25 protein-coding genes are annotated in these 21,396 nt (G+C 57.7%); 9 read left to right on the plus strand and 16 right to left on the minus strand.

Annotated features, from left to right (window positions below):
• Positions 1 to 48: 48 nt before the first annotated feature.
• Both F7R06_RS25875 and F7R06_RS25880 read right to left on the minus strand, forming a co-directional pair.
• Positions 49 to 900, minus strand: coding sequence for an MIP/aquaporin family protein (locus F7R06_RS25875; protein WP_090324917.1), 852 nt, complete (start codon positions 898 to 900; stop codon positions 49 to 51).
• A 43-nt stretch (positions 901 to 943) separates the two neighbouring features.
• On the minus strand, positions 944 to 1,258 hold the full coding sequence (locus F7R06_RS25880) for a hypothetical protein (RefSeq protein ID WP_139204819.1): 315 nt from the start codon (positions 1,256 to 1,258) through the stop codon (positions 944 to 946).
• Here F7R06_RS25880 and ybaK point away from each other — a divergent pair.
• On the plus strand, positions 1,257 to 1,727 hold the full coding sequence (gene ybaK, locus F7R06_RS25885) for a Cys-tRNA(Pro) deacylase (RefSeq protein WP_090324916.1): 471 nt from the start codon (positions 1,257 to 1,259) through the stop codon (positions 1,725 to 1,727). The two genes, F7R06_RS25880 and ybaK, sit on opposite strands and share 2 nt — an antisense overlap.
• A 103-nt stretch (positions 1,728 to 1,830) precedes the next feature.
• Entirely contained in the window at positions 1,831 to 2,613 is a 783-nt protein-coding gene (locus tag F7R06_RS25890) for a PhzF family phenazine biosynthesis protein (protein ID WP_090324914.1), read from the plus strand.
• A 52-nt stretch (positions 2,614 to 2,665) separates the two neighbouring features.
• On the opposite strand, the gene F7R06_RS25895 is transcribed toward F7R06_RS25890, so the two are convergent.
• Both F7R06_RS25895 and argF read right to left on the minus strand, forming a co-directional pair.
• A complete protein-coding gene (locus F7R06_RS25895; protein WP_090324912.1) occupies positions 2,666 to 3,775 on the minus strand; it encodes an ABC transporter ATP-binding protein in 1,110 nt (369 codons plus the stop codon).
• Positions 3,772 to 4,692 carry an ornithine carbamoyltransferase gene (gene argF / locus F7R06_RS25900; RefSeq protein ID WP_090324911.1) on the minus strand — a complete coding sequence of 307 codons (921 nt, stop codon included), beginning with the start codon at positions 4,690 to 4,692 and terminating at the stop codon, positions 3,772 to 3,774. The genes F7R06_RS25895 and argF overlap by 4 nt, the downstream gene beginning before the upstream one ends.
• A gap of 411 nt (positions 4,693 to 5,103) precedes the next feature.
• Here argF and F7R06_RS25905 point away from each other — a divergent pair, with 411 nt between their 5' ends.
• The 3 genes from F7R06_RS25905 (at position 5,104) to grxD (ending at position 8,073) form a co-directional block, all read left to right on the plus strand.
• Positions 5,104 to 5,394, plus strand: a complete 291-nt coding sequence (locus F7R06_RS25905; RefSeq protein WP_090324909.1) for a hypothetical protein — start codon at positions 5,104 to 5,106, stop codon at positions 5,392 to 5,394.
• Positions 5,395 to 5,528: 134 nt separating this feature from the next.
• Positions 5,529 to 7,634 (plus strand): molybdopterin oxidoreductase family protein, encoded by a 2,106-nt coding sequence (locus F7R06_RS25910; RefSeq protein ID WP_090324908.1) that lies wholly within the window; start codon positions 5,529 to 5,531, stop codon positions 7,632 to 7,634.
• A gap of 97 nt (positions 7,635 to 7,731) precedes the next feature.
• Complete coding sequence (grxD, locus tag F7R06_RS25915; RefSeq protein WP_047532696.1) at positions 7,732 to 8,073, plus strand: Grx4 family monothiol glutaredoxin; 342 nt, start codon at positions 7,732 to 7,734, stop codon at positions 8,071 to 8,073.
• Positions 8,074 to 8,254: 181 nt separating this feature from the next.
• On the opposite strand, the gene bfr is transcribed toward grxD, so the two are convergent.
• Positions 8,255 to 8,731 carry a bacterioferritin gene (bfr, locus tag F7R06_RS25920; protein WP_090324906.1) on the minus strand — a complete coding sequence of 159 codons (477 nt, stop codon included), beginning with the start codon at positions 8,729 to 8,731 and terminating at the stop codon, positions 8,255 to 8,257.
• Between the two features lie 199 nt (positions 8,732 to 8,930).
• The gene (locus tag F7R06_RS25925) at positions 8,931 to 9,149 is read right to left on the minus strand and encodes a bacterioferritin-associated ferredoxin (RefSeq protein WP_090324905.1); all 219 of its coding nucleotides are present in this window, start codon (positions 9,147 to 9,149) and stop codon (positions 8,931 to 8,933) included.
• A gap of 303 nt (positions 9,150 to 9,452) precedes the next feature.
• Here F7R06_RS25925 and F7R06_RS25930 point away from each other — a divergent pair, with 303 nt between their 5' ends.
• A complete protein-coding gene (locus tag F7R06_RS25930; protein WP_090324903.1) occupies positions 9,453 to 10,055 on the plus strand; it encodes a peroxiredoxin in 603 nt (200 codons plus the stop codon).
• Positions 10,056 to 10,222: 167 nt separating this feature from the next.
• On the opposite strand, the gene rnt is transcribed toward F7R06_RS25930, so the two are convergent.
• Positions 10,223 to 10,900, minus strand: a complete 678-nt coding sequence (rnt, locus tag F7R06_RS25935) for a ribonuclease T (RefSeq protein WP_090324901.1) — start codon at positions 10,898 to 10,900, stop codon at positions 10,223 to 10,225.
• Entirely contained in the window at positions 10,897 to 11,943 is a 1,047-nt protein-coding gene (gene pyrC, locus F7R06_RS25940; protein WP_090324899.1) for a dihydroorotase, read from the minus strand. Before pyrC ends, rnt begins: the two co-directional genes overlap by 4 nt.
• Before the next feature lie 159 nt (positions 11,944 to 12,102).
• On the opposite strand from pyrC, the gene F7R06_RS25945 reads away from it, so the two are divergent.
• Together F7R06_RS25945 and F7R06_RS25950 are read left to right on the plus strand one after the other, a co-directional pair.
• A complete protein-coding gene (locus F7R06_RS25945) occupies positions 12,103 to 13,008 on the plus strand; it encodes a flagellar protein MotY (protein ID WP_090324898.1) in 906 nt (301 codons plus the stop codon).
• Between the two features lie 129 nt (positions 13,009 to 13,137).
• Positions 13,138 to 14,355 carry an argininosuccinate synthase gene (locus tag F7R06_RS25950; protein WP_020799894.1) on the plus strand — a complete coding sequence of 406 codons (1,218 nt, stop codon included), beginning with the start codon at positions 13,138 to 13,140 and terminating at the stop codon, positions 14,353 to 14,355.
• 157 nt (positions 14,356 to 14,512) lie between these two features.
• On the opposite strand, the gene F7R06_RS25955 is transcribed toward F7R06_RS25950, so the two are convergent.
• A complete protein-coding gene (locus F7R06_RS25955; RefSeq protein WP_090324896.1) occupies positions 14,513 to 15,187 on the minus strand; it encodes a hypothetical protein in 675 nt (224 codons plus the stop codon).
• 547 nt (positions 15,188 to 15,734) lie between these two features.
• Here F7R06_RS25955 and F7R06_RS25960 point away from each other — a divergent pair.
• Complete coding sequence (locus F7R06_RS25960; RefSeq protein WP_090324894.1) at positions 15,735 to 16,361, plus strand: response regulator transcription factor; 627 nt, start codon at positions 15,735 to 15,737, stop codon at positions 16,359 to 16,361.
• A gap of 90 nt (positions 16,362 to 16,451) precedes the next feature.
• On the opposite strand, the gene F7R06_RS25965 is transcribed toward F7R06_RS25960, so the two are convergent.
• The 7 genes from F7R06_RS25965 to F7R06_RS25995 all read right to left on the minus strand — a co-directional run bounded on the left by F7R06_RS25965 (position 16,452) and on the right by F7R06_RS25995 (position 21,342).
• The gene (locus F7R06_RS25965) at positions 16,452 to 16,631 is read right to left on the minus strand and encodes a PA3496 family putative envelope integrity protein (RefSeq protein ID WP_007898493.1); all 180 of its coding nucleotides are present in this window, start codon (positions 16,629 to 16,631) and stop codon (positions 16,452 to 16,454) included.
• Positions 16,632 to 16,737: 106 nt separating this feature from the next.
• Positions 16,738 to 17,376: an endonuclease III gene (gene nth, locus F7R06_RS25970; protein WP_090324892.1), complete on the minus strand. Its 639-nt coding sequence runs from the start codon at positions 17,374 to 17,376 to the stop codon at positions 16,738 to 16,740.
• A 30-nt stretch (positions 17,377 to 17,406) separates the two neighbouring features.
• The gene (locus F7R06_RS25975; protein WP_090324890.1) at positions 17,407 to 17,988 is read right to left on the minus strand and encodes an Rnf-Nqr domain containing protein; all 582 of its coding nucleotides are present in this window, start codon (positions 17,986 to 17,988) and stop codon (positions 17,407 to 17,409) included.
• Positions 17,981 to 18,592 (minus strand): RnfABCDGE type electron transport complex subunit G, encoded by a 612-nt coding sequence (locus F7R06_RS25980; protein WP_090324888.1) that lies wholly within the window; start codon positions 18,590 to 18,592, stop codon positions 17,981 to 17,983. Before F7R06_RS25980 ends, F7R06_RS25975 begins: the two co-directional genes overlap by 8 nt.
• On the minus strand, positions 18,589 to 19,575 hold the full coding sequence (locus tag F7R06_RS25985; RefSeq protein WP_090324887.1) for an RnfABCDGE type electron transport complex subunit D: 987 nt from the start codon (positions 19,573 to 19,575) through the stop codon (positions 18,589 to 18,591). The genes F7R06_RS25980 and F7R06_RS25985 overlap by 4 nt, the downstream gene beginning before the upstream one ends.
• Positions 19,562 to 20,776, minus strand: coding sequence for an electron transport complex subunit RsxB (gene rsxB / locus F7R06_RS25990; RefSeq protein ID WP_090324885.1), 1,215 nt, complete (start codon positions 20,774 to 20,776; stop codon positions 19,562 to 19,564). Before rsxB ends, F7R06_RS25985 begins: the two co-directional genes overlap by 14 nt.
• Positions 20,773 to 21,342 carry an electron transport complex protein RnfA gene (locus tag F7R06_RS25995; protein WP_090324884.1) on the minus strand — a complete coding sequence of 190 codons (570 nt, stop codon included), beginning with the start codon at positions 21,340 to 21,342 and terminating at the stop codon, positions 20,773 to 20,775. Before F7R06_RS25995 ends, rsxB begins: the two co-directional genes overlap by 4 nt.
• Positions 21,343 to 21,396: the final 54 nt, after the last annotated feature.

Below are 21,396 nucleotides of genomic sequence, written 5' to 3' on the forward strand. Positions count from 1 at the left end.
ATGCGGTCTGGCGCGCGATTGAATGGGCAGTATCACGCGCCAACGGTATCAAGAAATTTCTGGTTTGCCGTCAATGGCCGGTGTTGTGTCCTTTGTAGCAGGCGCGACGCTTGGCAGATGGCGGGCAATCACCCCGCGATAGGCTGCGGCGCCCAGGCAGGCCCCGATAATCGGTGCGAAAACCGGAACCAGGAAGTACGGGATATTGCGCCCGCCGGTGAAGGAAATGTCACCCCAGCCAGCGAAGAACGTCATCAATTTGGGGCCGAAGTCACGGGCCGGATTCATGGCGAAGCCGGTCAGCGGTCCCATCGAGCTGCCGATCACAGCGATCAGCAAGCCAATCAGGATTGGCGCCAGCGGTCCGTTCGGCAGGCCATTGTTGTCGTCGGTCAGGGACATGATCACGCCCATCAGAATGGCCGTGATGATCACCTCGACCAGAAAGGCCTGTGACGTGGTCAGGCTCGGGTTGGGGAAGGTGGAGAACACCGACGCCAATTCCAGGCTGGCTTCAGTGCCGCGAACCAAATGGTGAGTTTGTTCGAAATCGAAGAATAGATTGCTGTAAAGCGTGTAAACCAACAAGGCGCCACAAAAGGCCCCCGCCACTTGGGCCAGGATGTAGAACGGCAGTTTGCGCTTTTCGAAGTCGGCGAAAATGCTCAGGGCGATGCTGACGGCAGGGTTGAGATGAGCGCCGGAAACCCCGGCAGTCAGGTAGATCGCCATGCTCACGCCGATGCCCCAGATGATGCTGATTTCCCACAGACCAAAGCTGGCGCCCGCGACCTTGAGGGCGGCGACGCAACCCGTACCAAAAAAGATCAGCAGAGCAGTACCCAGGAACTCGGCCATGCATTGGCTCGAGAGCGACGGTTGTTGTAAAGCGGTTGTCATTGAAACCTCATTTTTATTTTCTGGCGCTTTCTTTCCATCATGGTCAAAGCGCGTTTTTCACCGGGTCAGGATCCCCATCCAATGCCCGGTTTGCTGCTGGGTGCTGCGGTAGGATATTTCGTACAGTTTCAGAAACGAAAAAATATAGACAAGAAACACTGCTGTCAAAGGTCGAAAGTGAACCATCGGTCACAAATGAACTATTAGTCTTGTGAATGAGTGCGTTGATACGTGGATGAAATCCGGGTGGGCGACGATGCGCACCTGTTGAAAAGGCACCGCGATAGAGCCTTTTGTGGATCAATGTCCTAGAATCCGGCGCAGTATTTTTTGCTGCCGCCAAGTCTGGAGCTGTCATGACACCCGCATTGGATTTGTTGAAAAAAGTTCGTGCCGAACACCGAGTGCACAGTTATGAACATGACCCGAAGGCCGCCTCCTATGGGTTGGAAGCGGCGGAAAAACTCGGGCTCGACCCTGCTCAGGTATTCAAGACCCTGCTGGCGGCCAGTGAGAAAGGAGAGTTGCTGGTAGCGGTAGTGCCGGTTGCCGGCAGCCTGGACTTGAAGGCCCTGGCTCACGCGGCCGGGGTGAAAAAGGTCGAGATGGCCGACCCTGCGGCGGCGCAGCGTTCAACCGGTTACCTGTTGGGCGGGATCAGTCCGTTGGGGCAGAAGAAGCGCTTGCGCACGTTTATCGATAATACGGCTCAGCCCTTTGCGAGCATTTTTGTCAGCGCTGGGCGACGCGGTCTGGAAGTTGAATTGGCTCCCGCCGTGTTGGCCGAACATACCCAGGCGAAGTTTGCCGATATCGGTCGCGCCTGAACGGCATCACTCGCCGCTGTATGGTGGAAATACGCCGGTTCTGTCACTGGTGCGTTTGTTTCGACGGCTCCATGCTCGCTGACCTGACAAAAGGGAGAAGGTTATGCAGCTAGCGTTTCATCAGGTCGATGCGTTCAGTGATCGGCCATTTGGCGGCAATCCGGCAATGGTTTATCGGCTGGACGCCTGGCTCGCCGATGAGTTGATGCAAAAAATCGCCGCCGAGCACAATCTCGCCGAGACTGCCTTCGTGGTGCGCGAAGGGCAGGGCTGGCACATTCGTTGGTTTACCCCGACCACCGAGGTACCGTTGTGCGGTCATGCAACCCTGGCCAGTGCTTATGTCTTGTTTGAGATCCATAAGGAACCGGTCGAGCGCCTGGACTTCATCGGCAAGTCCGGCCCGCTCAGTGTGAGCCGTGAGGGTGAGCGCCTGTGGCTGGATTTTCCGGTGATCGTACCGTCGGCAGTCGGCGCGACCCTGGATGTCGAACGTGCACTCGGTGTCGAAGCTGTCGAAGTGTTGGGGTCCAATGAGTTGTTCGTGGTGCTGGAGTCCGAGCAGGCGGTGCTCGACTGCAAGCCGGACATGGTTGCCCTGGCGAAGCTGCCGTGGCTGGGGGCGATCGTGACCGCCCGGGGCAGCAAGCACGATTTCGTTTCGCGCTATTTCGCACCGGCCATTGGCATCAATGAAGATCCCGTGACCGGGTCGACCCATTGCAGCCTGATTCCTTATTGGTCGGCGCGGTTGGGCAAGTCGAGCCTGACGGCTTATCAATGTTCGGCGCGCGGCGGAGCGTTGTTCTGCCGATTGGAGGGGGAACGGGTGAAGATCGGTGGGAATGCCACGCTAGTGGCGAGCGGAACGCTGATGCTGGGTTAAACAGATTCCTTTGTGGGAGCGAGCAAGCTTGCTCCCACAGGGATTGTGTTTCTCAGTGAGTGGTGCTGTACCGCCGGACACCGGATTCGACGACCGGAATCTGTGCCGCTGTACTGCCGGATGCCTGGAACAGTACCAGGTGTTCCGCCGCGACCCGAATGCCCACTTCTACGCCAACCTGATGATCGACGTGGCTCGGGAAGATCGACTCCAGTTGTGCGCCGGTCACCAGTTGCAAGCGATACAAGGTTGAAGCACCAAGGAAGGTCTTGCCGACGATCCGCGCCTTCAACGGGCTGTCCGGCGCATAAACGATATCGTCCGGACGCAACAGCACATCCACCGCACCGCCGACCGGCCAGGTGTAGGCACGGTTGCCGCGCAATTCGCCCAGTTCGGTCTGCACCGACTCAGGACTGCTCAACTGGCCACGGATGAAATACCCCTGGCCGATGAAACTGGCCACAAAGGGCGTCAGCGGTTCGTGATAGAGATTGTAGGGCGTATCCCACTGCTCCAGTCGACCTTCCTTGAACACGCCCACGTGATCGCTGACGGCGAACGCCTCTTCCTGGTCGTGGGTCACCAGTATCGCGCTGGTGCCTCGGGCCTTGAGGATGTCACGAACCTCATGGCTGAGCTTGCGGCGTAATTCGCCATCAAGGTTGGAAAACGGTTCGTCGAGCAGCAGCAATTGCGGCTCTGGCGCCAGGGCGCGGGCCAGGGCGACACGTTGCTGTTGGCCGCCGGAAAGCTCATGGGGGAAGCGGTTGCCGAGGTTTTTCAGGTTGACCAGCTCAAGCAGCTCTTCGGTGACGCGATCCTTTTGCGGGTGCTTGCGGATCCCGAAGGCGATGTTGTCGGCCACGCTCAAATGCGGAAACAGCGCATAGTCCTGAAACACCATGCCGATGCGGCGTTTTTCCGGGGCAAGGGTGAAACCGGCGCTGGAAATCGTTTCGCCCGCCAGCTGGATGTCACCTTCGTGCACCGGTTCGAACCCGGCAATCGCGCGCAGGGTGGTGGTCTTGCCGCAGCCGGAAGAACCCAGCAGGCAGCCGATATCACCGGCGTTCAAATGCAGGTTGAGGTTCTGCACCACGCGCTGGTCTTGATAGCCGCAAGCCAGGTTGCGCAGGTTGAGCAGTAATGGCTGGCTCATGCGTGGTGATAGGCTGGCTCAACGAGAAATTCGAGCAGTGCCTTTTGTGCGTGAAGACGGTTTTCAGCCTGATCCCAGGCCACCGAGCGTGGGTCATCGAGCAGGTCGACGCTGATCTCTTCGCCACGATGCGCCGGCAGGCAATGCATGAACAGAACGTCCGGGGCAGCCAGGTCGAGCAGGGCGCGATTGACCTGGTATGGCGCGAACAGCTCGAGACGCTTGGCGGTTTCCTCTTCCTGGCCCATGGAGGTCCAGACGTCGGTGCTCACCAGATGGGCGCCGCGAACGGCATCCTTGGGGTCGCGGACGATGGTGACCCGGTCGCCGGCCATGGCCATGAACTCGGGGTTCGGCTCGTAACCTTCCGGGCAGGCAACGCGCAATTGGAAGTCGAACTGGATCGCCGCTTCTATATAGCTGTTGCACATGTTGTTGCCGTCGCCGATCCAGGCCACGGTCTTGCCCTGGATGGCGCCACGGTGTTCGAGGAACGTCTGCATGTCAGCCAGCAACTGGCACGGGTGCAAGTCGTCGGACAGGCCATTGATCACCGGTACGCGCGAGTTGGCGGCGAATTCGGTCAGGGTGCTGTGGGCAAAGGTACGGATCATCACCGCATCGAGCATGCTCGACATGACGATGGCGCAGTCGCTGATCGGCTCGCCACGGCCCAGTTGGGTGTCACGCGGCGACAGGAAGATCGCCTGGCCACCGAGCTGGATCATGCCGGCTTCGAACGAAATGCGGGTGCGAGTCGAGGACTTCTCGAAAATCATCCCGAGCACGCGGTTTTTCAGGGGCTCGAACAGTACGCCGCGGTTACGCAGGTCCTTGAGCTCAACGCCTCGACGGATCACGCTGACCAGCTCTTCGGGCGTGCAATCCATCAGGGAGAGAAAGTGCCTTGCGCTCATCATTGACTACCTTTTTGCTACAAACCGCAGATGCTCAAAGCCTTGTTTAACGGAACAACGGGCGAGACCTGCGGCGTAAGCCGCACGGGGCGACGAAATAGGGGAAGGCGCGATCTTATAATTAAATGTCGCGTCTTACCAATAGGGCTACGGTTTTTAGGGGATTTCAGAGGGGCTACGGGATAACCGCAGTAGCGCTTTTGAAGCCTGTTTCCTGACAGCAGCTGGCCATTTGTACACCGCCCCCGCTCAGCTTGGCAATCAGGCGAGACGGTGGCGGCAAGCTGACGGTCGGTTTCTGACCTGCTGTTCGCTGTTCGCTGCTCGCGCACAGCACTTGTGACTTGAAACACTTGCTAATGCAAAGTGCTGGGTTATAAATAAATCACGAGTGATGCAGGAAGCTACAGCATGGAATCGAAAGAACAGCAGTTGATGGAATTGCTCGGCCTTACGGCCCGCTCCCTGACTCACCTGACCGCCTCGATGACCTCGATGTCCTTCGAACTCTTGCGAAGTGACGACAAAGTGACCCGGGAAGCCGGGCGACGCATGATCGATCGCATGGTTACCATCAGCGCCGGGCTGGATGAACATTGGCGCCTGATCGGCGAGCTGACCGGTGTGCAGGCCGCCCACGACCCCATCGAAACCCTTCAACAAATCCAGTCGCAGGCGCCGCCCAGGCTGCCGTCGAGCTGATAGGCAGGCGCCATCGGCGGGCCTGATGGCCAGCAATTCACAAGACAAACGTCGCTGGCGCGGTCGCGGGGCAGGCGCCATAGTTTTGTTCCCGCGGCCGACATTGCCCGCTCAGAACAAGACAGAGACTGGCCATGACCAAGACTCTCCATCACCGTGCGTGCCATCTGTGTGAAGCCATCTGCGGCCTGACCATCGAAACCACCGAGCTCGAAGGCAGTGTGCAAATCACCTCGATCAAGGGCGATCCGCTGGATACGTTCAGTCGTGGGCATATCTGCCCCAAGGCCGTCGCCCTGCAGGACATTCAGAGCGACCCTGACCGTCTCCATCAACCCATGTTGCGGGTGGGCAGTGAGTGGCAGCCGATCGAGTGGCAGGACGCCTTCAACCTTGTGGCTGAACGCCTGGCGGCGATTCAGGAGCGTCATGGGCAAAATGCGGTGGCGGTCTATCAAGGCAACCCCAGCGTGCACAACTATGGATTGATGACCCACAGCAATTACTTCCTCGGTCTGCTGAAAACCCGCAACCGGTTTTCTGCGACATCGGTCGATCAATTGCCTCATCACCTGACCAGTCATTTGATGTATGGCCACGGTCTGCTGCTGCCGATACCGGACATCGATCACACTGACTTCATGCTGATCCTCGGCGGTAACCCGCTGGCCTCCAACGGCAGCATCATGACCGTGCCGGATGTGGAAAAACGCTTGAAGGCGATCCAGGCCCGGGGCGGCAAAGTGGTGGTGGTCGACCCGCGCCGCAGCGAAACGGCGGCGATTGCCGACCAGCACCTGTTCGTGCGTCCGGGTGGCGATGCGGCTCTACTATTTGGCTTGCTCAATACCTTGTTCACCGAAGGACTGACCCGCGACAGTCATTTGCCGATGGAAGGCCTGGATGAGGTGCGCGAGGCTGTTGCAGGTTTCACTGCTGAGGCCATGAGTCCGTTGTGCGCGGTGCCCGCCGAGCAGATTCGCCAGTTGGCGCGGGACTTCGCCGCAGCGCCAAGCGCGGTTTGCTATGGCCGCATGGGCGTCTCGACCCAGGCGTTCGGCACGCTGTGCCACTGGGTTGTGCAGTTGATCAACCTGGTCACCGGTAACCTCGATCGCGTCGGTGGTGCGTTGTGCACCGAGCCGGCGGTGGACCTGGTGGCCTCTACATCGGGCGGACATTTCAATCTGTGGCAGAGCCGCGTTTCGGGGCGCCCCGAATATGCGGGCGAGCTACCCGTATCGGCGCTGGCCGAAGAGATGCTGACCGAGGGGGAAGGGCAGGTTCGTGCGCTGATCACCGTGGCCGGCAATCCGGTGTTGTCCACGCCCAACGGCAGGCAGTTGGAGCAAGCGCTGGACGGACTGGAGTTCATGGTCAGTGTCGACTTGTACATCAATGAAACCACGCGCTATGCCGACCTGATCCTGCCGTCTACCTCGGCGCTGGAAAATGACCACTACGACACCACGTTCAACCTGTTTGCCGTGCGCAACGTCACTCGTTTCAACCGCGCAATTCTGTCCAAACCCGAAGGCGCGCTACATGACTGGGAGATTTTTGTCGGGTTGGCCAAGGCCTTCGCCGCGAAGACCGGCAAGGAGTTGAAACCGACCATCGCCCCTTCGCAGATGATCGATCGCGGCTTGCGCATGGGGATTTATGGCGATGCCTCGGAACACAAATTGTCTTTGGCAACGCTGTTCGATCATCCCCATGGGGTCGATCTGGGGGCGCTGAAGCCCAATCTGGCGCCACGCCTGAAAACCGCCAGTCAAAGCGTACAGGCCGCTCCCGCAGTGATCCTCGCTGACCTGGCGCGCTTTGCGGCGCTAGAGGCGCCGGCCGCCGATGAATTGTTGATGATTGGTCGGCGGCATGTGCGCAGTAATAACTCATGGATGCACAACTATCACCGCCTGGTGAAAGGCAAGCCGCGTCATCAGTTGCTGATGCATCCGGATGACCTGGCCAGTCGCGGCTTGAGCGACGGGCAGCGGGTTCGGGTGAGTTCGCGGGTCGGCACGATCGAAGTTGAAGTGCTTGGCAGCCTGGATATGATGAAAGGAGTGGTCAGCCTTCCGCACGGTTGGGGCCATGCTCGACCGGGTGTGCAAATGACCATTGCCAGTGGTCAGCCGGGATCCAGCGCCAATGACCTGACGGACGAGTGTCAGCTCGATGAGTTGTCGGGCAATGCGGCGTTGAATGGCGTTCCGGTGACCGTGGCGGCCGCCTGATCGTATCTGACGGAGAGACCGAGCAGGGCGCTCGGCTTTCCGTTACAATGCGCCACCGTGCCGACCCATGAGTCGGAAAGTTCAGCCGAGGTGCTCCATGGATATCATCGAAACGATTAAAGAGCAGATTGCCAACAACACCATTCTGCTTTACATGAAAGGCTCGCCAAATGCCCCGCAGTGCGGCTTCTCCGCGAAAGCCGCGCAGGCCGTGATGGCGTGTGGTGAAAAGTTTGCGTACGTGGACATCCTGCAGAACCCGGAAATCCGCGCCAACCTGCCAAAATACGCCAACTGGCCAACCTTCCCGCAACTGTGGGTGGCTGGCGAGCTGGTTGGCGGTAGCGACATCATGACTGAAATGTCCGCTGATGGTTCGCTGCAGGCGCTGATCAAGGATGCTGCCGCCAAGGCTGCTGCTCAGAAGACCGAAGCCTGATTCGCTTCCTGTAGGAGCGAGCTCGCTCGCGATGGACTAAAGAGCGCCGCGGAGTGTCAGGCCCCAGCGCTATGGTTAACGACTATCGCGAGCAAGCTCGCTCCTACAGACGGCACAAAAAAGCCCCGCCTCTTGAAAGAGAGCGGGGCTTTTTATTGCATCGAGATTAAGGGCCTGAAACTTACTCGTCTTCGCCCATCTGCGATTGCAGGTAGTTCTCGATACCGATTTTGTCGATCAGGCCAAGTTGGGTTTCCAGCCAGTCGATATGTTCTTCTTCGGACTCGAGGATATCTTCCAGCAGTTCACGGCTGCCGAAGTCGCCCACGGTTTCGCAATGGGCAATGGCAACCTTGAGGTCGGCATGACCGGTGCGCTCGATGCGCAGGTCGCATTCAAGCATTTCCTTGGTGTGTTCGCCGATGTGCAGCTTGCCCAGGTCCTGAACGTTCGGCAGGCCTTCCAGGAACAAAATACGCTTGATCAGCTTGTCCGCGTGCTTCATCTCGTCGATGGATTCGTGGTACTCGTGCTTGCCGAGTTTGTTCAGGCCCCAGTCCTCATACATGCGCGCATGTAGAAAGTACTGATTGATTGCGACCAGTTCATTGCCAAGGATTTTGTTGAGATGCTGGATGACTGTTACGTCGCCTTTCATGATGGGGTCCTGCCCTTTATTAGCTGTCAATAGGCCTGAGTTTGAGCCGCGCACTTAATAGTGTCAAACCTAAGTTATTGAAACTTATATGAAAAATTAATAGGAATAAGAATGTTTGTGTTCCGCGTCTGGAGCATAAGCGATTGATTTGCAGGCATAAAAAAACCGGACTGGCGTCCGGTTTTTTGAAATGCGGTATTTATGCAGCTGTAAATTCTGCTGGAAAAGGAATCGCGGCCTGGGCCGTTTGCAGTTTTGTCAGGGTCTCGCGGACCACTTCCTTGGCGAGGCAGGCACATTTGCCACATTGACTGGCAACGCCGGTAGCCTGGCGGACTTCCTTGTAGCTGCAGCATCCTTCATAGATCGCATCGCGGATTTGGCCGTCGGTGACGCCAGTGCAGAGGCAAACATACATAAGTGAAGACCGTCGCTTGTTTATGTCTGGAATGCGATGGATCTTAATGTTAACGAGAATGATTGTCAAAGTGCTTTCGGAAGGCTTTTTCCGGTACTGACGAACGGTTCGTCTCTGGGCGTGAGAAACAAAATCCGGCCGCGCATTTTCAGGGCGGAGGGAAAAAAGCGTTGAGGACAGGCCAAAAACGCAGTGTATGATGGCCGGTCTTTTCGAAACGGGTTTGTGTCACAGGGCTGTCGCCTGAGGGTGGCAGGCTGGCACCAACCTTGTTTTTTACGTTTCTACACCAGGAGATATCCAATGAGCGTACTCGTAGGCAAACAAGCCCCTGACTTCACCGTACCGGCCGTACTCGGCAATGGCGAAATCGTTGACAGCTTCACCCTGTCTTCGGCCATCAAAGGCAAATACGGCCTGGTGTTCTTCTACCCACTGGACTTCACCTTCGTTTGCCCGTCCGAGCTGATCGCTCTGGACAACCGCCTGGCTGACTTCAAGGCGCGCAACGTGGAAGTGGTCGCTGTGTCGATCGACTCGCACTTCACCCACAACGCATGGCGCAACACCCCGGTGAACAACGGCGGTATCGGCCAGGTGGGTTACACCATGGCTGCCGACATCAAGCAGGAAATCATGAAGGCCTACGACGTTCAGTCCGCTGACGGCGTTGCTTTCCGTGGCGCGTTCCTGATCGACGACAAAGGCGTTGTTCGCTCGCAGATCGTCAACGACCTGCCACTGGGCCGTAACATGGAAGAGCTGATCCGCCTGGTCGACGCTCTGCAATTCCACGAAGAGCACGGCGAAGTCTGCCCTGCCAACTGGAAAAAAGGCGACAAGGGCATGAACGCTTCGCCAGAAGGCGTTGCGGCTTACCTGACCGAGCACGCTGCTGCGCTGTAAGGCACGCTCCCAAAAAAAACCGGCCTCTGAGAGGCCGGTTTTTTTATGGGTGATTTTTATGCGCTCTCTAGGAGCGAGCCTGCTCGTGATGAACTCTGGACACCGCAGGGAGCCAGATCCCCCGCGTTATCGTTGACGACCATCGCGAGCAGGCACGCTCCTGCAGGTCAATCGTCGAAATCTTCCCAGCCGCCCATTTGCTTCCAGCGATTGACGATGCCGCAGAACAGTTCAGCCGTCTTCTCGGTGTCGTAGCGAGCGGAGTGAGCCTCGCGACCGTCGAAGTCGATATCGGCTGCCTGACAGGCCTTGGCCAGCACGGTTTGGCCATAAGCCAGACCGGCCAGGGTTGCCGTATCGAAACTGGAGAACGGGTGAAACGGGTTGCGTTTCATGTCCAGGCGCGCGACCGCAGCGTTGAGGAAACCCAGGTCGAAGCTGCTGTTGTGCCCGACCAGGATCGCCCGCTTGCAGCCGTTGGCCTTCAGGGCCTTGCGCACGCCACGGAAGATGTCGTTCAGGGCTGTTTCTTCACTCACGGCCATACGCAATGGGTGATCGAGCTTGATGCCGGTGAATTCCAGGGCTGCTGCTTCGATGTTCGCACCTTCAAACGGCTCGACACGGAAAAAGTAGGTGTGATCCGGGTACACAAAACCCTTTTCATCCATGGCGATGGTGGTCGCGGCGATTTCCAGCAGGGCGTCGGTGGCCGAGTTGAAGCCACCGGTTTCTACGTCGACGACAACAGGCAGGTAACCACGGAACCTGGCAGCCATTGGATGACGTGGACCGCCTCCGCCGCCATGACCATCCTGTTCGTCATCGAAATGCTCTTCACTCACGCGTGTTCCTCCAGCAGGCGCCAGCGCAGTTTTTCACCGGCGCGCAGCGGGATAACGGTCAGCTCGCCAAACGGCAGGCTGGTTGGGGCGGTCCATTCTTCGCGGACCAGGGTAATGCGATCGGTGTTCGCCGGCAGGCCATAGAAACGCGGGCCGTTGAGGCTGGCGAAGGCTTCCAGCTTGTCCAGCGCATTGCGCTGTTCGAAGGCTTCGGCATACAACTCGATGGCGGCATAGGCGGTGTAGCAGCCAGCGCAGCCACAAGCGGCTTCTTTGGCGTGCTGGGCATGGGGCGCCGAGTCCGTGCCGAGGAAGAATTTTTCGCTGCCGCTGGTGGCGGCGTCGAGCAGGGCTTCCTGGTGCGTATTGCGCTTGAGGATCGGCAGGCAGTAGAAGTGCGGCCGAATCCCGCCCACCAGCATGTGGTTGCGGTTGTACAGCAGGTGATGGGCGGTGATGGTTGCGCCCACGTTGGCCGGAGCCGAGTTGACGAACTGCACGGCGTCCGCGGTCGTGATGTGTTCGAACACCACTTTCAGGGTCGGGAAACGCTCGACCACACGGCGCATGTGCTCATCGATGAAGATCTTTTCGCGGTCGAACACGTCGACATCGCCACGGGTGACTTCACCGTGAATCAACAGGGGCATTCCGACTTCGGCCATGGCCTCCAGTGCAGGAAAGATCTTGTCGATGCTGGTCACGCCAGAGTCCGAGTTGGTGGTCGCGCCGGCCGGGTACAGCTTGGCGGCATGGACGAAACCGCAGGCCTTGGCCTCGCGAATTTCTTTAGGTTGGGTGCGGTCGGTCAGGTACAGGACCATCAGCGGTTCGAACGGGCTGCCGGCCGGGCGAGCAGCGAGAATCCGCTGGCGATAGCCGTCGGCCTCAGCCGCATTGCGGACCGGCGGAACCAGGTTGGGCATGATGATGGCGCGACCAAAGGTGCGCGCAACATCCGCAACGGTATTGGTCAACACGGCACCATCGCGAAGATGAATGTGCCAGTCGTCGGGACGCAGCAGGGTCAGGCGGTCGGACATGAGGGGATTCCAGGCGGGTCAAACTGAGGGGAATGCTACCGGAAAAGACTCTTGCAGGCACTCGCTATCAAGTTTTGCGGGAAGCTTCCGATATCCAACAGGTATGCCGTAAACATATGTGTGTCGGTCTTTTTGTTGTAGAAGCCAGTGGAGCCTCCCGTGCGCCAGCGTTATTTAGCCTTGCTCAGTGTGTTTGCCAGCCTCCCTGCGATGGCGCTCACTTTCCAGACCCGACTGGAGAGCATCGAGTGGACGGTCGAAGGTGACAAGTTCGAATGCAGGCTGACCCAGCCGATCACTGACTTCGGTTCGGGTGAGTTCGTGCGTCGTGCCGGCGAGCAGGCGACATTTCGTCTGAAAGCCTACAACGCGATGATGGGGGGCGGTTCGGCCACCTTGCTGGCGGCGGCTGCGCCTTGGCAGCCGGGGCGTGGCGACATCAACCTAGGTACGGTGAGCATCGGCAGTGGCAACGTGCTGTTCAGCAGCTCGCAGGCGCAGGCCGGGCGATTGATCAGCGGCCTGATGGACGGGCGCAGCCCTGTGGTCCGCCATTCATCGGGCGATGGCCGTGTGTCGGAAGTGCGACTGCTGCCGGTAAAGTTCAGCAAGGCGTTCGCCGACTATCAGGGATGCGTGGCCAAGTTATTGCCGAAAAACTTCGAGCAGGTGAAGCAATCCGAAGTGGGCTTCCCCGGCGGTGGAATTGATCTGGACGCTGCCGCGAAAGCCAAGTTGCAGGTGATGCTTGAGTATATGAAGGCCGATCCAACGGTCAATCACATCGAGCTCGATGGACACTCCGACAACAGCGGCAATCGTCTGACCAATCGTGAGCTGTCACGGCGCCGGGCCCTGGCGGTCATGGAGTTCTTCAAGGCCAATGGCATTCAGGAATCCCAGGTCACCATGCGGTTTCACGGTGAGCGCTACCCGTTGGCACCTAACACCAACAACGCCAACCGGGCCAAGAACCGTCGAGTTGCGGTGCGCCTGGAGCGAGGCGCAGCGCCGGAGCAAGTCGCCCCGCAAGCCACGAAGCCCACTACATCGGCGACTTCCTGACTCACCGGTCATCGTCGCGCTCTCGACATAATCTGTCGCTTCGTCGTCATAAGCTGTCGCGCCTCTGTAAATTATCCTGCATGAGCGGTAGACTTCCCGGCTTTCCGTAGAACCCCGTGGAGTGATGGCATGGCGGACGTAAACAAGGTCGTTCTGGCGTATTCCGGCGGCCTGGACACTTCGGTGATCCTCAAGTGGCTGCAGGATACTTATAACTGTGAAGTGGTGACCTTCACCGCTGACCTGGGTCAGGGCGAAGAGGTCGAACCGGCACGCGCCAAGGCACAGGCCATGGGCGTGAAAGAGATCTACATCGACGACTTGCGCGAAGAATTCGTGCGCGATTTCGTTTTCCCGATGTTCCGCGCCAACACCGTTTACGAAGGCGAGTACCTGCTGGGTACTTCCATCGCTCGTCCGTTGATCGCCAAACGCCTGATCGAAATCGCCAACGAAACCGGCGCAGACGCCATTTCCCACGGTGCCACCGGCAAAGGCAACGACCAGGTTCGTTTCGAACTGGGTGCCTATGCATTGAAACCAGGCGTGAAAGTGATTGCCCCTTGGCGTGAGTGGGACCTGCTGTCCCGCGAGAAGCTGATGGACTACGCCGAGAAGCACGCCATCCCGATCGAACGTCACGGCAAGAAAAAATCTCCGTACTCGATGGATGCCAACCTGCTGCACATCTCCTATGAAGGCGGCGTGCTGGAAGACACCTGGACCGAGCACGAAGAAGACATGTGGCGTTGGACCGTCTCCCCCGAGAAGGCACCTGACAAGCCGCAGTACCTGGAGCTGACCTACCGCAACGGCGACATCGTCGCACTGGACGGCGTCGAAATGACTCCGGCCACTGTGCTGGCAACGCTGAACCGTATCGGTGGCGAACACGGCATCGGTCGTCTCGACATCGTCGAGAACCGTTACGTGGGCATGAAGTCCCGTGGCTGCTACGAGACACCTGGTGGCACCATCATGCTGCGCGCCCACCGTGCGATCGAATCGATCACCCTGGACCGCGAAGTGGCTCACCTCAAGGATGAGCTGATGCCGAAGTACGCCAGCCTGATCTACACCGGCTACTGGTGGAGCCCTGAGCGTCTGATGCTGCAGCAGATGATCGACGCGTCCCAGGCTCACGTGAACGGTGTTGTGCGTCTGAAGCTGTACAAGGGCAACGTGATCGTCACCGGCCGCAAGTCCGATGAGTCGTTGTTCGACGCCAACATTGCCACGTTCGAGGAAGATGGCGGCGCCTACAATCAGGCTGATGCGGCGGGCTTCATCAAGCTCAACGCATTGCGCATGCGCATTGCCGCTAACAAAGGCCGGAAGCTTTTCTGAGACCTTTGAGTGGGTAATGGATTTGTGGCCTCGTCATTGACGAGGCCACAAGCCCGGAATTTGTTTTTACCTGGCGTTGCGATACCACGATCTACCTGCCACTTGTCGATACCTTGCCTCTTTAATTCCGCTTCACGTGTCCTGCGTTACGACCTGCTTATCGTTGGTCGCTCTGATCAATCACTGTCACCTCATGTGAATTCAAATTGTAAGCAGCATAAAATGCGGCCTTGTCGTGTTTTCGTGCCTGACTTGAATGTTTGAATGCGCTTTCTTTCAGTGCCGTCTCCGATTCAGCACAGGTGAGAAACAAAATGATGTGTGTCTGTCTTTCCTGCGGCTTCTGGATTTTCTCCAGCAAAGCGCTGAACTGAGTTTTTTTGCCAAGCCAGCGCGCATCAATGATGCAAAGATCATTCAGCACCTCGGCCTGTTGGATGCGCTGCTGTACGCCTGGGCCCGCCGTCGGCGTCTGAGCGGGGCAAGAAGGCGAAGTGGATCGCCGGTCATCCGTTGGCTTATGTCGCTTGGTGTTTTCCCTCGATACCGCTGGATCGTTGTTTGCCGAAGGCTCGGTATTATCCAGAGCTTTCAGGAAGTGCTTTCCCTTTTCAAAATCCGATGGGGCGTATAGCGACCGATAATTGAAATTGAGTGTGACGAAGAAAAGAAGCAGCAAATAAAAGGGGAAGCTGATCAGAAACCATATGTAGATTTCTCTGTCCTTATTGTCCAGAAAAGGCAGGGAAATGGCTGCTGATGTTTCGGATAATGTTGCGAATATCGCGATGACAGTCATGGGGTTGGTGATCTTGTTCTTTAGTTTTGTCATGTTGTCTGCTCATTTAAGTTGGTCTTCTCGGTGGGTTGATAAATTGATTTTGGATGGGTGTTGTCATGGTGTCCATGTGTTGGCAATTTCGATTTATCTAATTTAATGGGTGGTGTTCTGTGCGTGTGTCGGGGTTGGTTGCTGGGTTGTCGTATTTTTTAATATATCGCGCATAATAATTTTCCTGCTGTAAGAGTAAGCGGATGCTGGGTGTGTGATATTTCTGGTAAGAAAATAGATGTGGAAAATATCAGTTACTTATTAGGCGTGACTGAATGATTTGTATCTGCCGGACTGCCGCCATCCCGTAGTCGTGCTCATATTTTTGGTCGTAAGTGGATACAAAAATCCATTGAGAATCGAATTGTCTTCACGTGAATTTTGTTTCCGATGCATTTTGAAGGCGGTTTTTTTGTAAGACTAATCCGCGATGTTTGTAGGGAATGTCTCTCGGTGTGGGTGGCTGGGGGTAGCGGCATGCCATGGGTGAAACGACTAGGCTATTGTGCGGGCTCTAAAAATTCGAACAGCGAAAATTGGACTGCCCATGAATAAAGTGCTGATCGTGGATGATCACCCCGTCATTCGTCTTGCGGTACGTATGCTGATGGAGCGTCATGGCTACGAAGTCGTTGCAGAAACAGACAATGGCGTGGATGCATTGCAACTTGCCCGTGAACATATGCCGGATATTGTTATTCTGGATATTGGAATACCGAAACTGGATGGGTTGGAAGTCATTGCTCGATTGGCAACGCCTACGATGCCCATGAAAGTGTTGATATTGACATCCCAGGCGCCAGGACACTTTTCCATGCGCTGCATGCAATCGGGGGCTGCCGGGTATGTTTGCAAACAACAGGATTTGACTGAGTTGCTCAGTGCAATAAAAGCTGTTTTATCCGGCTACAGTTACTTTCCCAATCAGGCGTTGCACACGGTTCGTGCAAGTCTGGGGAACGCGAGTGAAGCCGATATGGTGGATCGTCTGTCGGGGCGGGAAATGATGGTCTTGCAACAGTTGGCCAAGGGCAAGACTAACAAGGAGATTGCCGATGGAATGTTCTTAAGTAACAAGACTGTCAGCACTTACAAGACCCGTTTGCTGTTGAAACTTAATGCGCGCTCTTTGGTTGACCTGATTGAATTGGCGCAACGTAACGGACTGGTGTGATGGCATCAGTATTTGGCGAAGTGCGATGAACGGGCATTTATCGCGGTACGGTCAAAGTAAAAAGCCTCCGTTTCGGGAGGCTTTCAGGTGTCATAAGTCAAAATCGTAATCGGCCAATTGCTTTTGCAGTCGGCGCTCCTCCAGCAGATTGTCGATGGTACGGCGTTTGCTCAGGTTGGTTTTCGCCACTTCAACCACAGGTTCAGCGTCATCGGCCTCAACGGGGGTAAAGTCGTCTTCTACGTCTAATTGCTCTTTGCCAGTGCTCATTTAGTTACTCCAGGCTAAGACTGCCTTTGGGGCTCCTTATATCGATAATCTCCCGGCGGGTAAAAAAGATTTTTTCAATCGATAAATCAATAAATCCAATAGCGCCTCAATCGTCGGAGGTTTTGTGCTTGTATTCGCACAAATCTTCGATGCGGCAACTGCCACAGCGAGGCTTGCGGGCCAGGCATACGTAGCGCCCGTGAAGGATCAGCCAGTGATGGGAATCGAGCAGGTATTCCTTGGGCACGAATTTCATCAGCTTCTTTTCGACCTCCACCACATTCTTGCCAGGCGCGATGCCGGTGCGGTTGCTGACCCGAAAGATGTGGGTGTCCACGGCCATGGTCAGTTGGCGAAATGCGGTATTGAGCACCACGTTAGCCGTTTTGCGTCCCACGCCGGGCAGTGCTTCCAGTTCCTCGCGGGTTTGCGGCACTTCGCCAGCGTGGCGTTCCAGCAGCAAGCGACAGGTTTCGATCACGTTTTTTGCTTTGCTGTTGTACAGGCCGATGGTCTTGATGTATTCCGACAACCCTTCGACGCCCAAGGCGTAAATCGCCGCCGGGGTGTTGGCAACCGGGAACAGCTTTGCCGTGGCCTTGTTGACGCCGACATCGGTCGATTGTGCCGAAAGAATCACCGCGATCAGCAACTCGAACGGTGATGAGTAGGCCAGTTCGGTCTTTGGTTCCGGGTTGTCTTCATGCAGTCTGCGGAAAATTTCCAGACGTTTTGCGGCATTCATGGGCGGTACGTTTCCTCGAAAGCGGTCAGTTTAAGGTGCTGGACGGTGCCATATCTGCCAACCGGCAACCAGCATTCCCAACAGAATGAATCCTCCCGGGGCCAGTATGGCCAGGCGCAAGCCACCATCGGCGCTCAATGCCCAGCCCTGCCAATCCGCTTGCGCCGAACCGGCGAGCCAAGGCAGATGGCGAGCGATAGTCCCGTAGCCAATCAGCTCGCGTAGCAGGCCCAGGCCCGCCATCAGCACACCGAACACACCGCACATGCGCAAGCGATCGGCCAGTGAGCTCTGGAAATAACCGGAGTGTTCCAGCAGTACACATTGCACCGCGATCAAGCCTGCATACACGCCCATTTGTTGATGCCATTGCAGCGACCAGGCTTGTGCGCCGAGTTCTGCACAACTGGTTAATGTCGCAGCGATCAGCACGCTCGCCAAAAGGCGTGATGCGGACAGCAGTCGGGGCCGCAACGCGTTCATGCTCAGGCCAAAAGCACTGGTGACCGCCATGAACATCAGCCACAAACCCACAGCGCTCACCAGTGAGCCAGTAGCGCCAATCAGTGGTGCCAACATCAGCGAGTTCTGCAGAAACGGTGACTTAATCATGGGACGCCCCCCCAAGCAGAGCTTGCCGGTGCTCATCGAAATAGCGCAGTGCGTCATGGGTGGCGTTAATCACCGCCCTTGAAGTGATGGTCGCCCCCGCGATCTGATCGAATTGTCCCTGATCCTTTTTTAGCGCCCAGCCGTTATCGCCCGGATCCGTACGAGACGTGCCGGAAAACAGTTGCAGCCAGGCGTTGGGCCAATCGGCGATCCGGGCGCCAAGTCCCGGCGTTTCCGATTGCTTCAGGGTTTTGACCCCCACCAACCTGCCATGGGAGTCGATGGCGATCAGCAACTCGATGGCACCGGCGTAGCCCAGGGTCTGGCTACGCAGTAAAACCGCGCAGGGTTGGCCGGATTTGCTTGCCAGGTAACCACTCAGCACTGTGCTATTGGCCAGCGCTGTGTCTTCGAGCGTGAGCGGCTTTTCCAGCGGTTGATTGTCATAACTGTCAGGCGGCAGCAGGTCTAGGAGGTTGCGACTGTCGATCAGGCGCTGCTCGTTCGCAATACGCGAAGCACTGCTGTGCTGCACAAAGTACGTCACGCCAATACCAAGGCATGCCAGCAGTGCCAGGATCGCAACACTCGATACTCTGTTCATGACACTGTCCGCTCCTGCCTGGACGCGACAAGCCGCTCCAGCGCCGGCACACACAGGTTCATCATCAGCACGGCAAACGCCACGCCGTCGGGGTAACCACCCCAGGTGCGAATCAAATATGTCAGCAGCCCGACACCCACGCCAAACAGCAGTCGGGCGCCGGGGGTTTTCGCGCCGGACACCGGTTCCGTAACGATGAAAAACGCGCCCAGCATGCTGGCGCCGCTGAGCAGGTGAAACAGCGGCGAACCATGGGAATCGGAGCCCGAACCGTTCCAGCACAACAAACTGATAACGAACAGGCTGGCGAGCATGCCAACCGGCGCGTGCCAACTGAACACGCGCTGTTGCAGCAAAAACGCGCCGCCCGCCAGAAACGCCAGATTCACCCATTCCACACCTCGACCACCGAATTGGCCAAATGCAGGGTTGGTAGCGAACAGTTCATCCATGGTCAGGCTTTTGTTGATCCGCAAGCTGTCCAGCGCCGTGGCCTGAACCCAGGCATCCGGCAACTGACCAATACTGAAAACCTGCTGAAGGCCACCCATCAGGTCCATGCCGTGGGAGGTTGGCCAGTGCGTCATTTGTTGCGGAAACGTCACCAGCACCAAGGCAAAACCAAGCATTGCCGGATTGAATGGATTCTTGCCGACGCCGCCATACAAGTGCTTGCCGAACAGCATGGCTGAAGTGGCGGCACTGATCGTCAACCACCAAGGGCAGTAAGGCGGCAGAGCCAGGGCCAGCAATGTCGCGCTGACCAATGCACTGCCGTCGCTCAGGCTTGGCTTGAGTGAGCGCTTGCGCAACTTCAGCACAGCCGCTTCAGCGGCCAGAGTGCCTACTGCCGCCAGAACCAGATTGATCAGGACCCCCCAGCCATACAGCCAGAACAACGCGAGCATGCCCGGCAGCGTTGCCAGGAGCACCCGCTGCATGGCCTGCTGAAGGCGCTCGTCGACCGGTTCAAGGGGCGGCATGGGCGTTCACCTGACGCTCGGCTTCCTGCAGGCGAGCGCGGGCCTTTTCCATCAGTTCGGCGGGAGTATCGGCGCGACGTTCGAGTTTGCTGACGTCGGCCCTGGCATAGGCAAGTTCGGTCTTCAGTTGCCGAAGCTGGCTGTCGATCGGACGCTTTTCCACGCGAGCCAGGTCAGGCAAGGGTTGTTCACTGAGGGCCTCGGCGGCATGCAAGGCTTGCTCGGCCTCGCTGAGCGCGCGCTCCAGAGTTTCGATCTGTTCAGTGGGAGCTTGATGGGTCTGAGCTTTCTTGAGTTCGGCGCGGCGCATGGCCAACTGGATCTTGGCCCGTTTCAGATCGGCATCTTTTACTGGCGTAACAGCGGGCGCCGGGGCGGGCACAGCCGTATTTTCCAGCTGCATCAAGGCTTGCTCGGCCGCCTCGAACTGCTGTTGCAGGACGATCAGTTGCGATTGCTGCTCGAAGGTCGGCGGATGGCCGAAGGCCTTGAGCGATTTGTTCAATTGCGCGCGGCTCATCGCCAGATCGATTTTGGCTTTTTTCAATGCTGCATCGGCAGTGGCGGCCTTCTGGGCGCGCACGCGTTCAAGGGCGGCCTGCACCGGGTCGAGCGTCGCTACGCTGGGTTGGGCGGCACGTTGCGCCCGGGCCTGGCGTTCGGCGGCCTTCAGTTCTTCTTCACGCTGCAACCGCGCATTGCGCTGCTCGAAACGGCGCCGTGCCCGATTACGTTTGGCTGTGCGGGCGCGTTGTTCTTCAAGGCTGAATGCCAGGCCTCCAACAATCGGCAGCACTGTGGATATCGGCAACGGACGCATTTCAATGCAATCGACAGGGCAGGGTGCCACGCAGAGGTCGCAACCGGTGCACTCGTCGATGATGACCGTGTGCATCAGTTTGGCCGCGCCGACGATGGCGTCTACCGGGCAGGCCTGGATGCATTTGGTGCAACCGATGCATTCGGCCTCGCGAATATAGGCGATCTGCGCCGGAGCCGAACCACGGCTGGTGTCCAGTTCCAGCACCGGTACGTGCAGCAGTTCGGCCAGGGCGTTGATGGTTTCGCTGCCGCCCGGCGGGCACTTGTTGATGGGCTCGCCGTTGGCGATACCTTCGGCGTAGGGCTTGCATCCGGGATGGCCGCACTTGCCGCATTGAGTCTGTGGCAAGAGGGCATCGATGCTTTGAATCAGACTCATGTTTTGATCAGTCCGCTGAATCCGAGAAAGGCCACCGCGATCAGGCCGGCGCTGATCAGATCGATCGGCAAGCCGCGGAAGGGCAGGGGGATATCATTATTGAGTGTGCGTTGGCGCAGGTCTTGAAACAGGCTCAGCACCAGCCAGAAGCCCAGCCCGGCACCCAGGCTCATGGCCGTGGCGTGAAAGAATCCATGGTCATCCTCGACGTTGATCAGCGCTACGCCAAGCACGCCCGCATTGCCCAGCAGCAACAGCCAGAGACCATCGAAGGAAAGTGTCGGGAGCATCCGCCCCAGCAATTTCAGCAACGGAGTGATCAACAACACGCTCAATGGCAGAAACACAAACAGACGCAGTGACGCCATGTCCAGCGGCACCAGCAACCAGTGGTAGAGCGCGTAGCCGAGTATGCCGGCGATCAGCATCAAGCAGGTGGTCGCGATGCCGAGTGCATGGACCTGCTGACGCTCGCTGCCCAACAGCGGATCGACGCCCAGCGGCGAGTGCAACACGAGGTTGTTGATCAAGGCTGCACTGACAAGTGTAAGGAGCGTTTCGGTCATGATCGTGCCGGCAAGAACGGGGGCTTTTTAACAAAAGCGGTCTAAAAAGCTTAG

It is taken from the genome of Pseudomonas moorei, from assembly GCF_008801475.1.
Classification (GTDB): Bacteria; Pseudomonadota; Gammaproteobacteria; order Pseudomonadales; family Pseudomonadaceae; genus Aquipseudomonas; species Aquipseudomonas moorei.